This window comes from Brooklawnia sp. (assembly GCF_032229645.1).
Classification (GTDB): Bacteria; Actinomycetota; Actinomycetes; order Propionibacteriales; family Propionibacteriaceae; genus Brooklawnia.
The window spans coordinates 22972-41456 of sequence record NZ_JAVTWX010000040.1; the positions used below are offsets into that span (position 1 = coordinate 22972).

Sequence of the window (18485 nt, forward strand, 5' to 3'; positions counted from 1 at the left end):
CCTGGATCAGGACGCGGCAGTATGTGGCGCCCGATCGTCGATTTCGAGGTGGAGACCATCCCAATTCCGCCGCAGCCAGCGGTCATGCGAGGCGACCACGATCGCGCCCGGATAGCCGGGGATGGCGGCCTCGAGTTCAGTCACCAACAACAAAGAGAGATGATTCGTCGGCTCGTCCAGGAGTAGGACGTCCGGTGGGTCGGCCAGCAGGACGGCGAGCGCGAGACGTCGCTGTTGACCCAGGCTCAATGCCGCGAGCGGACGGTTCTCGTCGCGTCCGGCGATCAACCCGAGTTTCGACAGAGGTATCCGCTCGGCCAGTTCTGGACCTAGCAGGTCCTGGTAGGCCTGGCGCACGGTGCGCCGCTCGCCGCGGTTGAACCGATCGGGAAGATCGACATCTTGGCTGAGCATGCCGATCCGTAGCCCTGCCGGAGCATTCACGCTGCCCACGCTCGGTGCCAGTCGGCCGGCGAGCACCTTCAGTAGCGTGGACTTTCCCGATCCGTTCGGCCCGGTCACCAGCCACTTGTCGGCGGCGCTGATAGCCAACGAGACCGATTCCAGGCGTCCGGGTACCGCAACATTCGAAGCAACGAGCACCGGTCCGCTGAGCGCTCGTTGCTCGGCCGGCGCCGAGCTCGCGGTCAGGCCACCGAATTGCAGCTCGGCAGGCGGCCGGCGAATCTGACGTTCTTCCAGTCCGTCGAGCCGGGATCGGATGTCGTTCACACGCCGCGAAACCACGGTGGCATTGCGATCCGAATAGAATTTCGCCGCGCCGCGTACCTCGGTGCGCGGCTTCCAGTTCTCGTGACCCACTGTGTGACTATCGCGCGCCGCCGATCGCAGCCGCTTGAGCTCGGCCTGCTCGTCGCGATATTGGGACTCCCAACGCTGCCTCGCCAGCCTGCGGGCCTCCAAATAGTCGCTGTAGGTTCCGGTGAATCTGGTCACTCCGATGCCCGACCCAGGTCCATCGGCGGAGAGCGGCCCTGCGACCGCATGCGGAACCGGCGCCGGGTCGAGGTCGAGCAGCGAGGTGACGGTCTCGTCCAAGAAGGCACGATCGTGGCTGGCGATCAGCACCGGTCCACGCCACGCCAACAAGACGTTGCGCAGATAGGCGGTGGCGTGATCGTCCAGGTGATTCGTCGGCTCGTCGAGCAGCAGCAGATCGGGAGCGCTCAACAAGAGCCACGCCAGCGACAACCGGGCTCGCTGGCCACCGGAGATCTGGGCCGTCGGACTGTCGCCGGGCAGATGGTCCAATCCCAGGCCGGCGAGCATGGCTGCGATCCGGGCGTCGGTATTCCACGCATCCAGGCGTTCGGCATCGTCCAAGGCTTGCGTATAGCGGTCGGCCGCGTCCGCGTCGCCAGGAGATTCGCCCAGCTGTGCGGCGGAACTGTCGATCGCTGACAAAACGTCGCGGGCCGGCGCAACCGCAGACTCCAGTGCTTGCGCAATCGTGTCGCCTGGCGCGAAAGGAGCCACCTGGTGAAGCAAACCAACTCTCGGGGGCAACCCGCCAATGGCGTTGATGGTCACCGAACCCGAATCCGGACGAAGCAGTCCGGCGATGATCCGCAACAGTGTCGACTTTCCAGAGCCGTTCTCACCGATGATGCCGACACGCTCGCCGGCCGAAACGACGAACGAGATGTCGCTGAGCACACGACGATCGATGAACGAGAGCCCGATACCGTCGACGCGCACGTGAGTGCCGGAGGGTACCGCAGGAAGGGAGAACAAATTCATGGGAGGTCCTTGGAAGATGAGTTTCGGGCCTGCCGGATGCTGACACCGCAGACGCAGGAGACACGAACTCACAAGAACATGCCGTCACCTTAGCAAGGACGACAAAGCAACGGAACCGGCGCGTGGCGGAGTATCTAGCAGGCCTGGGCAGAAGCAGGTCCGCTGCTGCGCCGTGACGTGGACCCGAGCCATCGCCGGCCACATGTCATCCCGCTTTAGGTGCCGACTAGCGCGGTGACGACTAGCGTTAGGGCATGGCCTTCGAAAACGCGGAAATCTATGGCTTCCTGAGTGAATACGCTGCTGCGCTGGAATCATCCGACGCGGAGCGGGCTGCCGCGCTGTGGGGAACCCCAGCGACGATCCTGACCGATGAATCCACCAGCATCATGGCGACTCAGGACGAGCTGGTGAACAGGCTCGGACAGTCCTATCCGCGATACCAGAAACTCGGGCTCGCCTCGGTCGGCAACGAGCTCGTTGAATTGAACCCGCTGACCGAGCGCTTGGCCCGCGTCCGGGTGCGTTGGGTCTTTCACGACCAAAGCGGCGCGATTCTCACCGCGATCTCCTATATCTACCTGCTGCGTCGCGACGACGACGGTGCACTGCGCGCCTATGTCGCGGTGCCGATCGAAGAGGACGAGAAACTGGCCCGGCTGGCCAAGCGCCGCGGAGTCAGCCTCGAAGGCTGAACCTACAGGCTGCAGCTGTCTCGCTGCTCGCCGGCGCGAACACCCCGCCTCGCCAATCTGGGTTAGTGTAGCCTAACCATAGTTTTCGAGTGAGTGCTGCACGAAGGGGAGCGGAATGGCCAAACGCGGAGTTTCAGGCGTCATCATGCGCGGGCTGCGTGCGAAGGATCACAACCTGACCGTGCTCGACAGGCAGACGTTGGCGCCGCACTTCGTCCGGATCCGGATGAGTTCGCCGACCCTGTTCGGCAACCTCGATTTGGCTCCGACCGCGTGGCTGCGGTTCTGGTTCCCCGATACCGCAGACGGCGCTCGGGAGTATCAACGCGGCTATACCGTCACCGATGCCGACTCCGCCACCGGCGAGTTCAGTGTGAACTTCGTGCTGCATACCCCTGCTGGTCCCGCTTCTGCCTGGGCGGCAACCGTTCAGCCCGGCGACACCGTGCAGGCGATGATCTACGGCTCGACCAAGTTCGAGGTGCCGGACGAGTTGGCCGCCGGATATTTGCTGATCGGCGATTCCGCGTCGATGCCCGCGATCGCGAGCATCCTGGAGGCCCTGCCTGCCGAGGCCAGCGTCGAGTGTTACCTTGAGGAACACGACGCCGCCGATCACGAGATTCCGATGCCGGACCACCCCGGCACCACCATCCACTGGGTGCCGCGGCGCGGCCCGGGCTCGCTGGCCGCCGCTATCGAAGCCCGCGACTTCACCGGCTGGTACGCCTGGGTCGCGCCGGAGGCCGGTTCCCTCAAGGCACTGCGTCCGCGGCTGCGCAACGAGTTCGGTTTCGGCAAGACCGATCTGTATATGCAGGCCTACTGGGTGGAGGGGAAGACAATGGGTACTCAGCGGGGCGTGGAGGAGTCCGCTCAATAGCCGCAGCCGATGCGCCCGCGCAGGAGAGAGGTTCGTCCATGAATCAGACGCACACAGCGCTGGCGGTCAGGCATCTGGCCTTCGAAGACCTGGGGCTGCTGGCACCGTTGCTCATCGGGCGTGGCTACCAGCTGAGCTATCTCGATGTCGGCATCGATCCGATCACGACCGATGCGCTGCTCGAGCCCGATCTGCTGGTGGTGCTTGGCGGCCCGATAGGGGTATACGAGACTGAGGCATATCCGTTCCTGGTTGCCGAGCGCGAGGGAATCGCGGCCAGGTTGCAGGCGGAGCGCGCGACCTTGGGGATCTGCCTCGGCGCACAGTTGATGGCCGCCGCGCTGGGCGCAGCGGTCACCCCAACCGGTCGCAAGGAGATCGGCTATGCACCCCTGCAGTTGACCGATACGGGACGAAGCTCGGTGCTCGCGGCGCTGGACGGTGTCCCAGTTCTGCACTGGCATGGCGATGAGTTCGCCATCCCTACCGGTGCCGACCGATTGGCCGAGACCCCGGGCTTTCCCCATCAGGCCTTCGCGCTCGGCACCCATGCGCTGGGGCTGCAATTCCACCTCGAAGCCGATCACACCCGCATCGAGCGCTGGCTGATCGGGCACGCGAACGAACTCGCAGCGGCCGACGTCGATCCGCGGCGGCTCCGTTCTGACGCCGGGATCGTAGGTCCGCAGCTGGCGCGCCTGGCTCCCGGGGTCGTTTCGGCCTGGCTACAGGTCGTCGAATCTGCGTGACCCGATTATCGAGTTCACTTTGGTCGGGTATAGCGACACAACTGAACTCGATAATCACAGCCGGGGCTCTCGGGCAACAGAGCTGGGGGATCGTGCAGGATATGGGTAAGGTTGGTGGTCGTCCACCAGCAAGCCTTCGCCGCCGAGGGAGTCTTCATGGCACTGCGCGACCTGTTCAACGCCGCCGACCCGAGCCTCTACGAGGTACGGACGCAAGCACCGGGCCCCAAGGGCAACCTTCCGCTGACGCCCGAACTGCTGCGCGAGGCACCCAGCGGCGATCTGTTCGGCATGACCATGAATGTCGGCATGGGCTGGAATCCGAACGATGTCAACCGTGACGCCGTCATGATCGTCAGCACCGCCGGTGGTGCCACAGATGCCGATGGCAACCCGATCGCGCTCGGCCTGCACACCGGCCACTTTCAGTTGGCCGGGCTGGTCAACGAAGCCGCGCGCGAGGTGGCCGCCCAAGGGGCACTGCCATACGCCACCTATGTCTCCGATCCCTGCGACGGACGCTCCCAGGGCACCGTCGGCATGTTCGACTCATTGCCCTATCGCAACGACGCGGCGATCGTCATGCGCCGGCTGATCCGCTCGTTGCCCACCCGCCGTGCGGTGATGGGCATCGCATCCTGCGATAAGGGGCTGCCCGCGATGATGATCGCGCTGGCGTCCATGCACAACGACCCGACCATCCTGGTGCCGGGCGGCACCACACTGCGCGCCAGCGATGGCGAGGACAACGGCGCAGTTCAGACCATCGGCGTGCGCTATGCGGCTGGTGAGATGAGTTTCGAGGACGCGGCCGATGCGGGCTGCCGGGCCTGTGCATCCCCAGGTGGTGGTTGCCAGTTCCTCGGCACCGCAGGCACCAGCCAGGTGATCGGGGAAGCGCTTGGACTCGCGCTCACTCATTCGGCGCTCGCCCCCTCCGGCGAGCCGATCTGGCTTGATCTGGCTCGGGCGTCTGCAGATGCGCTACTCGATCTGAAGCACCGCAAGATCTTCACGCGCGACATCGTCACCGATCACGCCGTCGAGAACGCGATGATCCTGCATGCCGCCTTCGGTGGATCCACCAATTTGTTGCTGCACCTGCCGGCGATCGCGTTCGCGGCAGGGCTGCACGTGCCGAGCGTGGACGATTGGGCGCGCATCAACTCGTCGGTGCCCAGGCTGGTGAGTGTGCTGCCCGTCGGCCCGGTTGACTACCCGACGCCGATGGTCTATCTCGCTGGTGGTGTACCCGAGGCGATGCTGCACCTGCGCAGGCTGGGGCTGCTGCACACCGATGTGCTGACCGTCACCGGCGAGACGTTGGACGCCAACCTCGACTGGTGGGAGAACTCTGAGCGCCGCCGCGCGCTGCGGCAGCGGTTGCGCGATGTCGACCGTGTCGATCCCGACGATGTCATCTTGTCGCCGCAGGCAGCGAAAGCCAAGGGAATGGCCTCTACCGTCACCTTCCCGCTGGGTAGTATCGCTCCCGAAGGCTCGGTGGTGAAGTCGGCTGCGATCGATCCAAGCGTGATCGACGATGACGGGGTCTTCCGGCACACCGGTCCGGCGAAGGTCTTTACGAGCGAGAAGGCCGCGATCAAGGCCATCAAGCAATCGAAGATCGCCGCGGGTGACATCATGGTCGTGCTTGGCGCCGGCCCGCTCGGCACCGGGATGGAGGAGACCTACCAGCTGACCTCCGCGCTCAAGAAGGTGCCATACGGCAAGCATGTCTCGTTGATCACCGATGCCCGGTTCTCCGGGGTCTCCACCGGTGCCTGCTTCGGTCATGTCGGTCCGGAGGCACTTGCCGGCGGTCCAATCGGCAAGCTGCGCGATGGCGACACCATTGAGATCATCGTCGACACAGTCGGTCTGACCGGCTCGCTGGACTTCATCGGCACCGCCGATCAACCGTTGACGCCGGAGGCCGGGGCAGCGGTGCTGGCGTCCCGGGAGCTCTACCCGGGCCTGGCACCCGATCGCGACCTGCCCGACGACACGCGGCTGTGGGCCGCACTGCAAGACGTCTCCGGCGGCACCTGGGGCGGCTGCGTCTACGATGTGGACGCCATTCTCAAGGTGCTGGAGGCCGGTAAGAAGGCGCTGGCCGAGGCCGAATAGGATCTCGGCCACGACTCCCGCGCTTTCACCGTGCCTGACCAGATCTGATCAGGCGTCCGCCGACTCATTGCGCGGACGTCCGGGCCCGCGCATGGGCTTGGCCGTGACCGCACGTCCAGCCCGTTTCAGATCGTCGCGCAGCAGCATCTCGATCAGGCTGTTGACGCTACGCAAGTCGTCGGCCGCCCACTTGGCGAGCGCGTCGTGAACGGCCGGATCCAGCCGCAGCAGGATCGACTTGCGGGCGGACTTGGCTGGCGCGGGCGCAGGTTGGGTGATGCGCGACCCGTCGTCGCGCATCACCTCATCCTTGCCGCCGGTCATCCGTAGAGGGTCCCGGTGTTGATGACCGGCGTCGAACGCGAGTCCGAGCAGAGGACGACGAGCAGGTTCGACACCATGGCCGCCTTGCGCTCGTCGTCGAGGGTGACGATCTCGTCGGTCTCCAGCCGGTCGAGCGCCTGCTCGACCATCCCCACCGCGCCTTCGACGATCTTGCTCCGGGCAGCCAATACCGCAGATGCCTGCTGGCGTTGCAGCATGGCCTGCGCGATCTCGGCGGCGTAAGCCAGGGACGAAATGCGGGTCTCGACTACCTCCAGACCGGCGATCGCGATACGGGCGGCGACTTCCTCGGCGAGTTCGCCGGAGACCAGATCTGTCGAGCCGCGCAGGCTCTCCTCGCCCGGTTCGCCGAAGTCGTAGGGATGCGAGGTCGCGATGTGACGCAGCGCGGACTCGGCCTGTACCTTGACGAAATCCTCGTACGCCTCGACGGCGAAGACCGACTTCGCGGTATCGGCGACCTGCCAGACAACGATGGCTGCGATGTTGATGGGGTTGCCGTCGGCGTCGTTGACCTTCAGTTCATTGGTCTCGAAGTTGCGGACCTTCACCGAGACCCGCTTCTTGCTCGAGAGCGGGATGGTCAACAGCAGCCCCTGCTTGCGAATCGAGCCGACGTAGCGTCCAAAGAACTGAACAACCTTGGTGTCACCGGGGGCGACAATGGTCAGCGAGGTGAACACCAACAACGCCAACAGATAGCCGACGATGCATCCGAGGACCAGCAGACCATTGACACCCGACCCGGCATCGTCGCTGATCGCGGTCAGGATGATTCCCCACGTCGCGACCGCGATCAGTGCCAGAGCGAGCAACAGCGCGAGCGCCCCGGACATCGTCCATGCCGCACGCTCATCCACCATCACCCGGGTGCCCTCGTGGCCCACCGGCTTGCCGGCGGCCTCGCCGCCCACCGAGGCTTCCTCGATCACTTCTGGTGACTCATCGACCATGATCTTCTCCTCAACATTTGGATATCAAAGTGATATCACATTAACGGGTCGTCCGGGAAGTCTTCGCGCAGAACTGTGACCAGAAATGTGACGCGCCCGATCGCGAGGGGGAGAATGGGTGCGGTGAGCAACCAGAGCGCGATCTATTCGACCGTCTGGCGTGATGACGAACTCGCCGAGACGGACATCGACTTCGCGTCTATCTCGGACAGACTGAAGGATCCCGACGGGGTCTTCTGGGTGGGGTTGCAGAATCCGAGCGAGGACGACCTGATCCGGCTCGGCGATGAGTTGGGCATCGACGCGAAATCCATCGAGGATGCCCTCAACCATGTCGAGCGTCCCAAGGCGGTCCGGTATCCGAGCTACTCATTCGTGACCGTCTACGCGGCGGGGCGATCCGGCGAGGGCGATCCGGGCGGGACGCTGGGGGAACTTGCGCTGACGAAACTGTCGGCCTTCGTCTTCCCGCGCGGACTGGTGACCATCTGGTACGACCCCGAGTTCACCTTCGACGAGATCATGGCTCGCTGGAACGAGGAGGGCTACGTGTCGACGCACGGTTCGTCGATGCTGCTGCACGGTCTGCTCGACTATGTCATCGACGGCTACTTTCACGCGATCCAGGCTCTCGACGATGTCGTCGAGGATCTTGAAGACGAAGTTCTCGCGCAGGCAACCGGCAATCGAGCTCTGCAGCGCAGGATCTACCAGCTGCGGCGATCGCTGGTGCGCCTACGGCGGGCCGTGGTACCGATGCGAGAAGTCGTGGCCTCGGTCATGCGGCATCGCCGGGAGCTCTCCGCGGATACGGCGCTCGACCCATGGTTCGACGATCTCTACGATCATGCGCTGCGCGCGGCGGATTGGGTCGATTCGCTACGGGATCTGGTAACCACGATCTTCGAGACGAATATGTCACTGCAGGACACTCAACTGAACGTCGTGATGCGCAGGCTCGCAGCATGGGCAGCGATCATTGCGGTGCCGACTGCCATCACCGGCTGGTTCGGACAGAACCTTCCGTATCTCGGCTATGACCAGCCCTTCGGCCTGTATCTATCGGTGGGCTCGATCGTGACGATCACGATCGTGCTCTTCGTCGCCTTCAAGCGGCGACACTGGTTGTGACCAGGCCAGATCGGCCGGTGTGTTTTCGGGATCTGCTGTGATCGGGCCGGTCATTTGGGGAGCCGCTGTGGCTCCGGGGCGCCGAGCCGTGGGCTATCCCAGATGACCTGCGATTCCTCGCCGCCGACGGTTCGGGCAGAATAGAACCGGTACGCATCGTGCGCGCCACACGAAAATCGGGCGGCCAGGTATGCCGCCGAAAGGAAACTGCAGTGTCGGTCAATATCAGCATCACCCGTGACCAGGACCCCGAAGCGCAGGTGGTGGAGCAAGGCACTACCGGTCTCGACCTGTTCGGCAACGATCGCAGCATCGTTGCGATGGCAGTCAACGCAATCACGGTCGATCTGGCAACTCCGCTTCACGACGGCGACGAGATCACGCCGATCCTGATGACCTCGGACGAAGGTCTGGCCATCGTCCGGCACTCGGCCGCGCACGTCACCGCGCAGGCCCTGCAGGAGATCTTCCCGGAGGCCAAGCTCGGTATCGGTCCGCCAATCATCGACGGGTTCTACTACGACTTCCAGACCGAACCCCTCAGCCCAGATGACCTGAAGATCATTGAGAAGAAGATGCAGGCGATCATCAAGGAGCGCCAGCGTTTCGTCCGCCGGGTGGTCAGCGACCAAGAGGCCTTGGACGAGGAGGCCAACGAGCCGTTCAAGCTTGAACTGATTCACGACAAGGGCAGCGCTTCGTCCGATGATGGGAGTTCGGTCGAGGTCGGTGGCGGTGAGCTGACGATCTACGACAACGTGCGCCGAGGCGGCGAGGTGGCCTGGAAGGACCTGTGCCGCGGCCCGCATGTGCCGCACACCGGCTACATCAACGCGGTCGCGCTGACCAAGACCTCGTCGGCCTATTGGCGCGGTGACCAGCGCAATCAGCAGCTGCAGCGGGTCTACGGCACCGCATGGGCAACCCGCGACGATCTGAAGGCCTACCAGCACCGCATGGAGGAGGCCGCCAAGCGCGACCACCGCAAACTGGGCGCCGAACTCGATCTCTTCAGCTTCCACGAGCAGGTCGGCTCCGGGCTGCCGCTTTTCCACCCCAAGGGCGGCGTGATCAAGCGCGTGATGGAGGACTACGTCCGCACTCGCCACATCGACGAAGGCTTCCAGTACGTCGGAACCCCGCATATCGCGAAGGAAGACCTCTTCTACACCTCTGGGCATCTGCCGTACTACGCCGAAGGCATGTTCCCGCCGTTGGACGACGATGGCCAGGCCTACCGCCTCAAGGCGATGAACTGCCCGATGCACAACCTCATCTTTGCCTCGCGCGGCCGTTCCTACCGTGAGCTGCCGCTGCGCTTCTTCGAGTTCGGCACCGTCTACCGCAACGAGAAGTCCGGCGTGGTGCAGGGCCTCACCCGCGTCCGCTCCATCACTCAGGACGACTCGCACTCCTACTGCATGCCCGAGCAGGCACCCGACGAGGTGCGTCATCTGCTGAGGTTCATCCTCAGCCTTCTCTCCGATTTCGGGATGACCGATCTTGCGCTCGAATTGTCGACCCGCGACGAGGTCGGCAAGAAGAAGGACAAGTTCATCGGCTCGGACGAGCAGTGGGAGAAGGCGACCAAGATCCTGGCCGAGATCGCCTACGAATCCGGGCTCAACGTGGTGGACGATCCGGGCGGCGCCGCATACTACGGGCCGAAGATTTCGATCCAGGCGAAGGACGCCATCGGACGCATCTGGCAGATGTCTACCATTCAATACGACTTCAACCAGCCGGAGCGCTTCGGCCTGGAATTTGTCGCCCCCGACGGCAGCCACCAGCAGCCCGTGATGATCCACTCCGCCAAGTTCGGCTCGATCGAGCGGTTCATGGGCGTACTGATCGAGCACTACGCGGGTGCCTTCCCGGTCTGGCTGGCGCCGGTCCAGGTCGTCGGTATCCCGGTCGCGTCCAGCTTCAACGACTATCTCGCCGAGGTGCTGGACACGCTGGCGGCGGTCGGTATCCGCACCGAACTGGATGCCTCCGATGATCGGATGCAGAAGAAGATTCGCAACGCGCAGAAGCAGAAGATCCCGTTCATGCTGATCGCCGGCGAGACCGACGCTGAGGCAGGTTCGGTTTCCTTCCGCTTCCGCAATGGTTCGCAGCGTAACGGCGTGCCGATCGCCGAGGCTGTGGCCTTCATTCGGAATTGGGCCGAATCGCGTCGCAATGACGATCCGAAGTCCGAGGCGGACGGTGAATAGCGAGCAGCCCTGCGAGGTCATCGAACCGGGCGAGCTGCCCGGCGAACCGGATGCACTGCAGCGGCTCTGGACTCCCTACCGGATGGTCTACATCCAAGGGGAGTCCAAGCCGGCCGACGACGGTGCGGGCCAGTGTCCTTTCTGCCGGGCGCCGCAGCGTTCGGATTCCGAATCGCTGATCGTGCATCGTGGGCGCAGTGCCTTCGTGATCTGCAACCTCTATCCGTACAACCCCGGTCACGTGCTGGTCTGCACCTATCGGCATGTTTCCTCGTATGTCGACCTCGACCGGCAGGAGACCCAGGAGGTGGCCGAGCTGACTCAGCAGGCCATCCGGGTGATTCAGCACGTCTCGGCACCGGCCGGTTTCAACATTGGCATGAATCAGGGGGAGATCGCCGGGGCAGGGATCGCCGCTCATCTGCACCAGCACATCGTGCCGCGCTGGCAGGGCGATGCGAACTTCCTGCCGGTGATCGGACGTACCAAGGCGCTGCCGCAGTTCCTCGCCGACACCCGTCAGCTCTTCGCGGACGGCTGGACCGACCTCTTCGGTGCTCAACCCACTCCGGAAGGAAACCATGCTTGAGAAGATCCGAGCCCAGTGGACGAAGATCATTCGTCCACTGGCACTGGGCCTGCTGAAGCTGGGCATCACTCCCGACATGGTCACCTGGGCCGGCACCATCGCGACGATCGTCATCGCGCTGGTCTGCTTCCCGCAGGGTTGGCTGTGGCAGGGCACGCTCGTGATGGTGTTGTTCATATTTTCCGATTCGCTGGACGGCACCATGGCCCGAGAATCGGGTCGTAGCTCCAAGTGGGGGGCCTTCCTGGACTCCACCCTCGACCGGCTGGCCGATGGTGCGATCTTCGGTGGGCTGGCGCTCTACTATGCCGCCCAGCCCGATTCGTTGCTGTGGTGCGCCATAGCGATCGGGGCCTTGGTTTTCGCCGAGGTCACCTCGTACAGCAAGGCTCGCGGCGAATCGGTGGGTATCGAAGTGCATGCCGGGCTCGCTGGACGCGCCGACCGGCTGCTGCTCGGCCTGTTGGGCACGCTGCTGACCGGCCTGGGGGTCGTCTGGGCGCTCCCGGTCGCGCTGAGCTACCTGTGCCTGGCCGGGGCGTTCACCGTCGGCCAGCGGATGTGGATCGTACGCAAGGCGATTGTCGCCGAGCAGCGGGCTGCGGAAGAACACGCATGAGCGATCAGTCGGGCGGACGAGCCCAACTGGTGGCCTTGCGGGCCGCAGCGCACATACCGAAGGCGATCTGGTTGCCCGCAGCAGGACTGGCGAGTCTGCTGTTGGCGGCTCGTCCGCCCAAGCCGCTACGGCAATGGGCGATCAACGCCCGCGTGGTCACCGGCGGCGAACCCGGCTTCGGCGACCGCTACCGCGCCCAGCTGTCGTGGTTCCGCAACACCGTCGGCTCGCTGCAGCTCGGACGCTTCAGCCCCGAACGGATCCGTCGCACCGTAGTGGTCGACCAGGGCGAACTCGACGCGGTGCTGGCCTCACACGCCGAACGCGGTGTGGTCATCGCGCTCCCGCACATGGGCAGCTGGGATCAGGCGGGAGCATTCGGTTGCCTGGCGGGGCTGCCGGTCACCTCGGTCGCGGAGCGGCTGCCGGCAGGCCAGTACGAGTACTTCAGCGCCTTGCGGGCGAAGCTCGGCTTTGAGATCTATCCCTATGATCAGCTCGGTCTGGTCACACTCCTGGCCGATGACGTACGTCGTGGGCGCGCGGTCTGCCTGGTCGCCGATCGCGACTTCAGCCGCCACGGGCTGACGGTGATCTGGCCCACTCCCGACGGCGGACGCGAACTCAGCGTCCCGCCGGGGCCGGCACTGATTGCTCAACAGACCGGAGCCGATCTGATACCGGCAGGGGTCTGGTCCGACGCCGGACTCCTGCGCATCACCTTCGGGGAACCGATCCCGGCACGGCGCGGCGTCCAAGGTGCTGGCGAAATGGCTCAGCAGATGGTTGACTTCTTCGCAACCCAGATCGCCGATCATGTGACCGACTGGCACATGATGCAGCGGTTCTTCCCAGGAGAGATGGCATGAAGGTCGGACTGGTTTGCCCGTATTCGTTCAATCGACCCGGTGGTGTGCAAAACCATGTACTGGGTTTGGCCGGGTGGCTGAAATCCAAGGGGCACCAGGTTTCGGTGCTGGCGCCGGGCTATCCGCCGCACGGCATGCTGGCCGATTACGGCCTGGCCGGGGCGGAATTCACCACCGGAGGCAAGGCGCTGCCGCTGAAGGTCAACGAATCGGTGGCGCGCATCAACTTCGGCTTCGGGCCGGCCCGCAAGGCGAAAGCCTGGCTGGACGCCGGAGATTTCGATGTCGTCCATCTGCATGAGCCGATCGCACCGAATCTCTGTCTGCTCACGCTGTGGCTGACCGACCGTGCGGTGACGGCGACTTTTCACAGCAACTCGCCGATCTTCAAGAGCTGGAAGCGTATCAATGAGATGCTGCCGGGCGCGGTGCGGCGGCTGGACGCCACCATCGCGGTCTCATCGGTGGCCGCAAGGGTGGCGAAAGGACACACCGGGGTGGTGCCGGTGGTGATCGGCAACGGGTTGGCGATTGACGATTACGAGATCGAACCGGTCGGTGGGCGCTGGCGTGGTGGCGACCATCCCCGGATCACCTTCCTGGGTCGCTACAGCGAGCCGCGCAAGGGATTCAATGTGCTCACGGCTTGTCTTCCGCTGGTCCGCGAGCATTTTCCCGATCTCGAGGTGATCGTCATCGGGCACGGTCCCGAGATGTCGATCGAAGGTGTGACGTTCGTCGGCGGTGTCTGCGACGCTGAGCGTAACCGCTGGCTGGGAGCCAGTGACGTCTATGTGGCGCCTCAGACCGGACGCGAGAGCTTCGGCATCGTGTTGATCGAGGCGATGGCCTGCGGAGCGCCGGTCGTCGCATCAAACCTCGGGGCATTCGTCGAGGTGCTCTCCGATCGCGATGGCGTGATCGGTCACACCTTCAAGGTGGGCAATTCGCACGCCCTGGCCGAGGCCATCATCGTCAGCTTGACCGAGCCACGCGACTTGCGGTTACAGCGCGGGCGCGAGCAAGCCGCTAGTTTTGACTGGTCGGTGATCGGACCCCAGGTGGTAGCAATGTACGAGGTTGCCATCGAGAACCGATACTTGGCCGTCGACGAGGGCAAGGGACGCGCGCGCCGCCGCATCGCATAGATTGGAGTTGTGCCATTGAACGGCTCGAACTCGGATGAGGTTTCGGTTACGGCTGCCAGGCCGGTGCCGAGCGACCGCATCTGGACGATCCCGAATGTGCTCAGCTTCGCTCGCCTGATCGGCGTGCCGTTCTTCCTCGCGCTGATCCTGCTGCGTCACGATGTCGCCGCGGTCGTACTGCTGGCGGTGGCCAGCCTCACCGACCTGCTGGACGGGCGGATCGCCCGGCGCTTCAACCAGATGTCCAAACTCGGGGAGATGCTCGACCCGGCCGCTGACCGGCTCTACATCTTCGCGACCGTGCTCGGTCTGACCGTGCGGGGCATCATCCCGTGGTGGCTGCTGGCGGTGCTGGTCTGCCGCGATCTGATGATGGCGGCGCTGCTGCCTGCCCTGCGGGCCCGCGGATTCACCAGCCTGCCGGTCAACTTCATCGGCAAGGCTGCAACCTTCTGCCTGCTCTATGCGCTGCCGCTGATCCTGCTGGGAGCCGGACCCTGGATTATCTCGCCCGCCGCCCAGATCGTCGGTTGGGCATTCGCGATCTGGGGAGCTTTCCTGTATTGGTGGGCCGGCCTGATGTATGTCGGACAGACTCGTCAGGTCGTCAAGACCCTGCCGCCGGTGAGCAAGCGGGCCGGCTGAGTCATGAGCAGCAAGCAGCCCCCACCCAAGCGGCGGCCTCCGGACGCCTCGATGGAGCTGCTCACCGCCATTCAACGCGACACCATCGAACCCGAGTACGGCGCGCACTACGCCGAACGCAAGCCCAGCCGTTCGCGTTCGGGATGGCTGGTGCTGGCGATCGGTTTCCTGGCCGGTCTGATGTTCGCGGTTTCGTCCATGGGCGGTGGGCACGGCAATGACGACATCGCCAGCGAACGCGCTGATCTGATCGCTCAGGCCAAGCAGGCCGAACAACACAATGCGGAGTTGCGCGCTCAGGCCGACGACCTCGCCGCCGAGGTGCAACAACTGGAGACCGCGCAACTCGGACGCCAGGTTCCACTCGACCAATCCGCTGTGATCTGGTCGGGTATCAAGGCGGTGAAAGGTCCGGGAATAGTGCTGACGATCACCGACAACCCGCGCGACGAAAGCGGCATCGTGGTCGACCAGGACATCCGTCAGGTGGTGAACGGGCTGTGGCTCGCAGGAGCCGAGGCAATCTCGGTCAACGGATACCGGCTCAGTGCACGCACGGCGATCCGACAGGCAGGCAGCGCCATCACCGTCGACTACCGCTCGTTGACTGCGCCCTACCGCATCGAAGCCGTCGGTGATCCGGACGCACTGACCAGCAGGTTTGGCTCCGGTCCCGGAGCCGTCTGGCTGAACTTCCTCAAGCGCAACCATGGCGTGGACTGGACGACGGAATCACGCCGCGAGCTCACCCTGGCCGCCGACGCCGGGCTTGACGTCGACAAGGCTGGTGTACGGTGACCGGCAAAACACTCGCGGGTGACGGATTCGGGATCGGCCACAGCCCCGCTCAGGGCAAGACAGCGAAGAGAAGGAGGCAATGATGCTTGCCATCATCGGATTGATCGCCGGAGTGGTGCTGGCAATCGTGTGGCGCCCGGACATGCCGACCTGGTTGCAGCCCTATCTGCCCATCATGATCGTCGCGGCCTTGGACGCGCTGGTGGGTGCCGCTCGCGCCGGGCTCGAGCACACCTTCTCGGACAAGGTCTTCGCCGTCTCATTCATCTCGAACGTGGCGATCGCAGCGTTGATCGTGTGGATCGGTGATCTGATCGGAGTCGGCTCGCAGCTGTCGACCGCCGTCTTGGTGGTCTTGGGGATCCGCATCTTCACGAACTCGGCCGTGATCCGCAGGCGGGTGCTGCATGCCTGACGCGTCGTCCCAACGGTCGTCCGATGCCGGTGTTGCCGCCCCGCAGGCGCAGGGTGATGGGGTGCGCGGCGCCGTGCTCACCTGGTTGCGGCCGAGCCGCAAGCAGCTGGTCTGGGCCATGGCGTTGTGCGTGGTCGCGGCAGCCATTGTCGTCCAGGTGCGTTCGTCCAACGAGGGTGATCGCTATGCCGGGCTGCGGCGCGACGATCTGGTCCAGTTGCTCGACGGGTTGACGACCGAGACCGACCAGCTGACGGCCGAGGTCGCCGAACTCGAACGCACCCGCGATGCCCTGCGGTCTGGCGCCGATGCCCAGGAGGTGGCCGCTGCCGAGGCTCAGCGGCGCGCCGACACCCTAGGCATCCTTGCCGGCACCGTGGCCGCGACCGGGCCCGGGGTACGAATCACCATTTCGGCGCCGCCCGGTGCCCTCACCACAGATGTCATGCTGGAGGCCATCCAGGAGCTGCGGGATGCCGGTGCCGAGGCGATGGAAATCAACGACAGTATCCGGTTGGTGGCTCAGAGTTGGGTGGGGGAGACCGGACAGGGGCTGGTGAGCGATGGTCGCCAGATCAGCCTTCCGATCGTGATCGATGCGATCGGTGACCCGCATGCATTGGCGGAGGGTGCCCGATTCCGCGGTGGCTTGGTCAGTCAGGTTGAGAGCAGCCGAATCGGCGGTTCGGTGGCGATCGAAGAGCTCGATGACGTGGAAGTGACCAGCCTGGTCGATCCGCCGGCGCCCGAATTCGCTGAGCCCGCATAGTGTGTCTTTCGACGGGGACGATAGCGTGAGCCTCGGCAAGACAATGACCTTGAGGAGGAACCCATGACCGAGTTGCCCGAGGACCTGCTGTTCAGCACGGAGCACGAGTGGGTGCGTGTCGACGATTCGACGTCCGCGCGCATCGGCATTACCGCCTACGCGGCGGGCGAGCTGGGCGATATCGTTTACGCGTCGCTGCCGACCGTCGGTACGTCGGTGGTGGCGGGGGACAGCTGTGGGGAGCTGGAATCGACGAAGTCTGTCTCCGATATCTTCGCTCCGGTCTCCGGCGTGGTGGTCAGCATCAATGAGGCAGTCGCCGAGGAACCGGAACTGGTCGGTCAGGACCCCTACGGCGAGGGCTGGCTTTTCGACATCGAACTGGCCAACCAGGACGAGTTGGGTGACCTGCTCGATGCAGACGCATACGCTGAACAGATCGGCGAGTAGAAGTTTGCCCCCGCAGTCTCAGTTTGCTCGTCTAAACTGTCACCAACCATCCATCGGCTCCGATGGCACGTAGACAAGAAAGCCTCCGATAATGATCGATTGCAGTAAGTGCGGTCACTCGAATCCGGCCGGGAGCAATTTCTGCTCCAAGTGCGGCAACGCTTTGACGCCGGCTGCTTCATTGTCCGAGACGACGCGCGTGATCGCGGTGCCCGAAGAGGACCCCCGCACTCTTGAGATCAGTGCCGAGGACGCCGATGCACTCAGCACCCTGCCCGCCGGCAACGCGTTGCTGATCGTCACCCGCGGCCCGGATGTCGGAGCACGATACCTGCTCGACAAGGATGTCGTGACCGCCGGGCGCAGTCCGAATTCCGATATCTTCCTCGACGACATCACAGTCTCACGCGATCACGCCGAATTCGTCATGCGCGACGAGCAGGTCAGTCTGGTGGATAAGGGCAGTCTCAACGGCACCTACGTCAATCGGACGCTGGTCGACCAAGAGGCCGTGCTGCGTCCGGGAGACGAGGTGCAGATCGGCAAGTTCCGGATGCTGTTCTTCGTTAGCGAGCACGGACTGCGCTGATGCCGCCGGCGGCCAAGCGAAGCATCGGCCAGGTCCTTCCGCTGCTCAAGAACGAGTTTCCGGATATCTCGATCTCGAAGATCCGATTCCTGGAGAGCGAGGGTTTGGTCTCTCCGGAGCGTGCGCCGTCAGGATACCGTCGCTATGCCGATGCCGATATCGAGCGTTTGCGCTACATCCTGAGGATGCAGCGCGACCTCTACCTTCCCCTGAAGGTCATCCGTCAGAACCTTGAAATGATGGACCGCGGCATCGAGCCGCCGAGCGCCGATGCTCCCAATGGGTCCGCCGCAACGCCGGCAGCCGTCGACCCGATTCTGCCCGACCCGATCGCCGCCTCGCGGCCGAAGCCCGAGCGGTCGATGAAGTTGACTCGTCGCGAACTGCTGCAGGTGAGCGGCCTGTCGGAGGCAACGCTGATCGAGTTGGAGCGTCAGCAGATGGTGGTGCCCCGGCGCGGGTCGATCTACTACGGACGTGAGGCCCTCACCGTTTGTGTGGTCGCCCGCAGGTTGCAGGAATTCGGCATGGACAGCCGACACATGCGCGCGATCAAGCAGGCCGCCGAACGCGAGGCGGGCCTGATCGAGCAGGCGGTGCGTCCCTATCTGACGACCAGTCCCAAACCGGCCAAGACATTGCACGATGTCAGCCAGCTGGTGGTGCACGCGCATGCGGCGATGATCTACACCCTGTTGGAAGGCTGATTGACCCACGCCGATAGACTC

20 protein-coding genes are annotated in these 18485 nt (G+C 64.4%); 17 read left to right on the top strand and 3 right to left on the bottom strand.

Annotated features, from left to right (window positions below; translation table 11 throughout):
* Positions 1 to 6: 6 nt before the first annotated feature.
* A complete protein-coding gene (locus tag AAFP05_RS02430) occupies positions 7 to 1761 on the bottom strand; it encodes an ABC-F family ATP-binding cassette domain-containing protein (RefSeq protein ID WP_341728263.1) in 1755 nt (584 codons plus the stop codon).
* Positions 1762 to 2015: 254 nt separating this feature from the next.
* On the opposite strand from AAFP05_RS02430, the gene AAFP05_RS02435 reads away from it, so the two are divergent.
* The 4 genes from AAFP05_RS02435 (at position 2016) to AAFP05_RS02450 (ending at position 6218) form a co-directional block, all read left to right on the top strand.
* A complete protein-coding gene (locus AAFP05_RS02435; protein WP_341728264.1) occupies positions 2016 to 2456 on the top strand; it encodes a hypothetical protein in 441 nt (146 codons plus the stop codon).
* A gap of 115 nt (positions 2457 to 2571) precedes the next feature.
* Positions 2572 to 3339 carry a siderophore-interacting protein gene (locus AAFP05_RS02440; RefSeq protein WP_341728265.1) on the top strand — a complete coding sequence of 256 codons (768 nt, stop codon included), beginning with the start codon at positions 2572 to 2574 and terminating at the stop codon, positions 3337 to 3339.
* 38 nt (positions 3340 to 3377) lie between these two features.
* Positions 3378 to 4088: a glutamine amidotransferase gene (locus tag AAFP05_RS02445; RefSeq protein ID WP_341728266.1), complete on the top strand. Its 711-nt coding sequence runs from the start codon at positions 3378 to 3380 to the stop codon at positions 4086 to 4088.
* Between the two features lie 156 nt (positions 4089 to 4244).
* Positions 4245 to 6218 (top strand): YjhG/YagF family D-xylonate dehydratase, encoded by a 1974-nt coding sequence (locus AAFP05_RS02450; RefSeq protein WP_341728267.1) that lies wholly within the window; start codon positions 4245 to 4247, stop codon positions 6216 to 6218.
* A gap of 48 nt (positions 6219 to 6266) precedes the next feature.
* On the opposite strand, the gene AAFP05_RS02455 is transcribed toward AAFP05_RS02450, so the two are convergent.
* Both AAFP05_RS02455 and AAFP05_RS02460 read right to left on the bottom strand, forming a co-directional pair.
* Entirely contained in the window at positions 6267 to 6542 is a 276-nt protein-coding gene (locus AAFP05_RS02455; RefSeq protein WP_341728268.1) for a toxin-antitoxin system HicB family antitoxin, read from the bottom strand.
* Entirely contained in the window at positions 6539 to 7516 is a 978-nt protein-coding gene (locus AAFP05_RS02460) for an SPFH domain-containing protein (RefSeq protein WP_341728269.1), read from the bottom strand. Before AAFP05_RS02460 ends, AAFP05_RS02455 begins: the two co-directional genes overlap by 4 nt.
* A gap of 123 nt (positions 7517 to 7639) precedes the next feature.
* On the opposite strand from AAFP05_RS02460, the gene AAFP05_RS02465 reads away from it, so the two are divergent.
* From AAFP05_RS02465 to AAFP05_RS02525, 13 genes are all read left to right on the top strand, one after another.
* Positions 7640 to 8647, top strand: a complete 1008-nt coding sequence (locus AAFP05_RS02465) for a magnesium transporter CorA family protein (protein WP_341728270.1) — start codon at positions 7640 to 7642, stop codon at positions 8645 to 8647.
* 212 nt (positions 8648 to 8859) lie between these two features.
* Entirely contained in the window at positions 8860 to 10866 is a 2007-nt protein-coding gene (gene thrS, locus AAFP05_RS02470) for a threonine--tRNA ligase (protein ID WP_341728271.1), read from the top strand.
* Positions 10859 to 11455, top strand: coding sequence for an HIT domain-containing protein (locus AAFP05_RS02475; protein WP_341728272.1), 597 nt, complete (start codon positions 10859 to 10861; stop codon positions 11453 to 11455). The genes thrS and AAFP05_RS02475 overlap by 8 nt, the downstream gene beginning before the upstream one ends.
* Complete coding sequence (locus tag AAFP05_RS02480; protein WP_341728273.1) at positions 11448 to 12074, top strand: CDP-alcohol phosphatidyltransferase family protein; 627 nt, start codon at positions 11448 to 11450, stop codon at positions 12072 to 12074. The genes AAFP05_RS02475 and AAFP05_RS02480 overlap by 8 nt, the downstream gene beginning before the upstream one ends.
* On the top strand, positions 12071 to 12943 hold the full coding sequence (locus AAFP05_RS02485) for a phosphatidylinositol mannoside acyltransferase (RefSeq protein ID WP_341728274.1): 873 nt from the start codon (positions 12071 to 12073) through the stop codon (positions 12941 to 12943). Before AAFP05_RS02480 ends, AAFP05_RS02485 begins: the two co-directional genes overlap by 4 nt.
* Positions 12940 to 14091, top strand: coding sequence for a glycosyltransferase family 4 protein (locus AAFP05_RS02490; RefSeq protein ID WP_341728275.1), 1152 nt, complete (start codon positions 12940 to 12942; stop codon positions 14089 to 14091). Before AAFP05_RS02485 ends, AAFP05_RS02490 begins: the two co-directional genes overlap by 4 nt.
* A 9-nt stretch (positions 14092 to 14100) precedes the next feature.
* The gene (locus AAFP05_RS02495) at positions 14101 to 14736 is read left to right on the top strand and encodes a CDP-alcohol phosphatidyltransferase family protein (protein ID WP_341728276.1); all 636 of its coding nucleotides are present in this window, start codon (positions 14101 to 14103) and stop codon (positions 14734 to 14736) included.
* 3 nt (positions 14737 to 14739) lie between these two features.
* Positions 14740 to 15534: a DUF881 domain-containing protein gene (locus tag AAFP05_RS02500; protein WP_341728277.1), complete on the top strand. Its 795-nt coding sequence runs from the start codon at positions 14740 to 14742 to the stop codon at positions 15532 to 15534.
* An 82-nt stretch (positions 15535 to 15616) separates the two neighbouring features.
* Entirely contained in the window at positions 15617 to 15949 is a 333-nt protein-coding gene (locus tag AAFP05_RS02505; RefSeq protein WP_341728278.1) for a small basic family protein, read from the top strand.
* A complete protein-coding gene (locus AAFP05_RS02510) occupies positions 15942 to 16718 on the top strand; it encodes a DUF881 domain-containing protein (protein WP_341728279.1) in 777 nt (258 codons plus the stop codon). The genes AAFP05_RS02505 and AAFP05_RS02510 overlap by 8 nt, the downstream gene beginning before the upstream one ends.
* Positions 16719 to 16781: 63 nt before the next feature.
* On the top strand, positions 16782 to 17168 hold the full coding sequence (gcvH, locus tag AAFP05_RS02515) for a glycine cleavage system protein GcvH (protein WP_341728280.1): 387 nt from the start codon (positions 16782 to 16784) through the stop codon (positions 17166 to 17168).
* Between the two features lie 91 nt (positions 17169 to 17259).
* Positions 17260 to 17757: an FHA domain-containing protein gene (locus AAFP05_RS02520; protein ID WP_341728281.1), complete on the top strand. Its 498-nt coding sequence runs from the start codon at positions 17260 to 17262 to the stop codon at positions 17755 to 17757.
* Entirely contained in the window at positions 17757 to 18464 is a 708-nt protein-coding gene (locus tag AAFP05_RS02525) for a MerR family transcriptional regulator (protein WP_341728282.1), read from the top strand. The genes AAFP05_RS02520 and AAFP05_RS02525 overlap by 1 nt, the downstream gene beginning before the upstream one ends.
* Positions 18465 to 18485: the final 21 nt, after the last annotated feature.

Excerpts from the sequence above, each read along its gene's own strand:
- AAFP05_RS02430 (WP_341728263.1), bottom strand. The coding sequence starts at position 1,761 with ATGAATTTGTTCTCCCTTCCTGCGGTACCCTCCGGCACTCACGTGCGC.
- AAFP05_RS02435 (WP_341728264.1), top strand. The coding sequence starts at position 2,016 with ATGGCCTTCGAAAACGCGGAAATCTATGGCTTCCTGAGTGAATACGCT.
- AAFP05_RS02440 (WP_341728265.1), top strand. The coding sequence starts at position 2,572 with ATGGCCAAACGCGGAGTTTCAGGCGTCATCATGCGCGGGCTGCGTGCG.
- AAFP05_RS02445 (WP_341728266.1), top strand. The coding sequence starts at position 3,378 with ATGAATCAGACGCACACAGCGCTGGCGGTCAGGCATCTGGCCTTCGAA.
- AAFP05_RS02450 (WP_341728267.1), top strand. The coding sequence starts at position 4,245 with ATGGCACTGCGCGACCTGTTCAACGCCGCCGACCCGAGCCTCTACGAG.
- AAFP05_RS02455 (WP_341728268.1), bottom strand. The coding sequence starts at position 6,542 with ATGACCGGCGGCAAGGATGAGGTGATGCGCGACGACGGGTCGCGCATC.
- AAFP05_RS02460 (WP_341728269.1), bottom strand. The coding sequence starts at position 7,516 with ATGGTCGATGAGTCACCAGAAGTGATCGAGGAAGCCTCGGTGGGCGGC.
- AAFP05_RS02480 (WP_341728273.1), top strand. The coding sequence starts at position 11,448 with ATGCTTGAGAAGATCCGAGCCCAGTGGACGAAGATCATTCGTCCACTG.
- AAFP05_RS02485 (WP_341728274.1), top strand. The coding sequence starts at position 12,071 with ATGAGCGATCAGTCGGGCGGACGAGCCCAACTGGTGGCCTTGCGGGCC.
- AAFP05_RS02490 (WP_341728275.1), top strand. The coding sequence starts at position 12,940 with ATGAAGGTCGGACTGGTTTGCCCGTATTCGTTCAATCGACCCGGTGGT.
- AAFP05_RS02500 (WP_341728277.1), top strand. The coding sequence starts at position 14,740 with ATGAGCAGCAAGCAGCCCCCACCCAAGCGGCGGCCTCCGGACGCCTCG.
- AAFP05_RS02505 (WP_341728278.1), top strand. The coding sequence starts at position 15,617 with ATGCTTGCCATCATCGGATTGATCGCCGGAGTGGTGCTGGCAATCGTG.
- AAFP05_RS02510 (WP_341728279.1), top strand. The coding sequence starts at position 15,942 with ATGCCTGACGCGTCGTCCCAACGGTCGTCCGATGCCGGTGTTGCCGCC.
- gcvH (WP_341728280.1), top strand. The coding sequence starts at position 16,782 with ATGACCGAGTTGCCCGAGGACCTGCTGTTCAGCACGGAGCACGAGTGG.
- AAFP05_RS02520 (WP_341728281.1), top strand. The coding sequence starts at position 17,260 with ATGATCGATTGCAGTAAGTGCGGTCACTCGAATCCGGCCGGGAGCAAT.
- AAFP05_RS02525 (WP_341728282.1), top strand. The coding sequence starts at position 17,757 with ATGCCGCCGGCGGCCAAGCGAAGCATCGGCCAGGTCCTTCCGCTGCTC.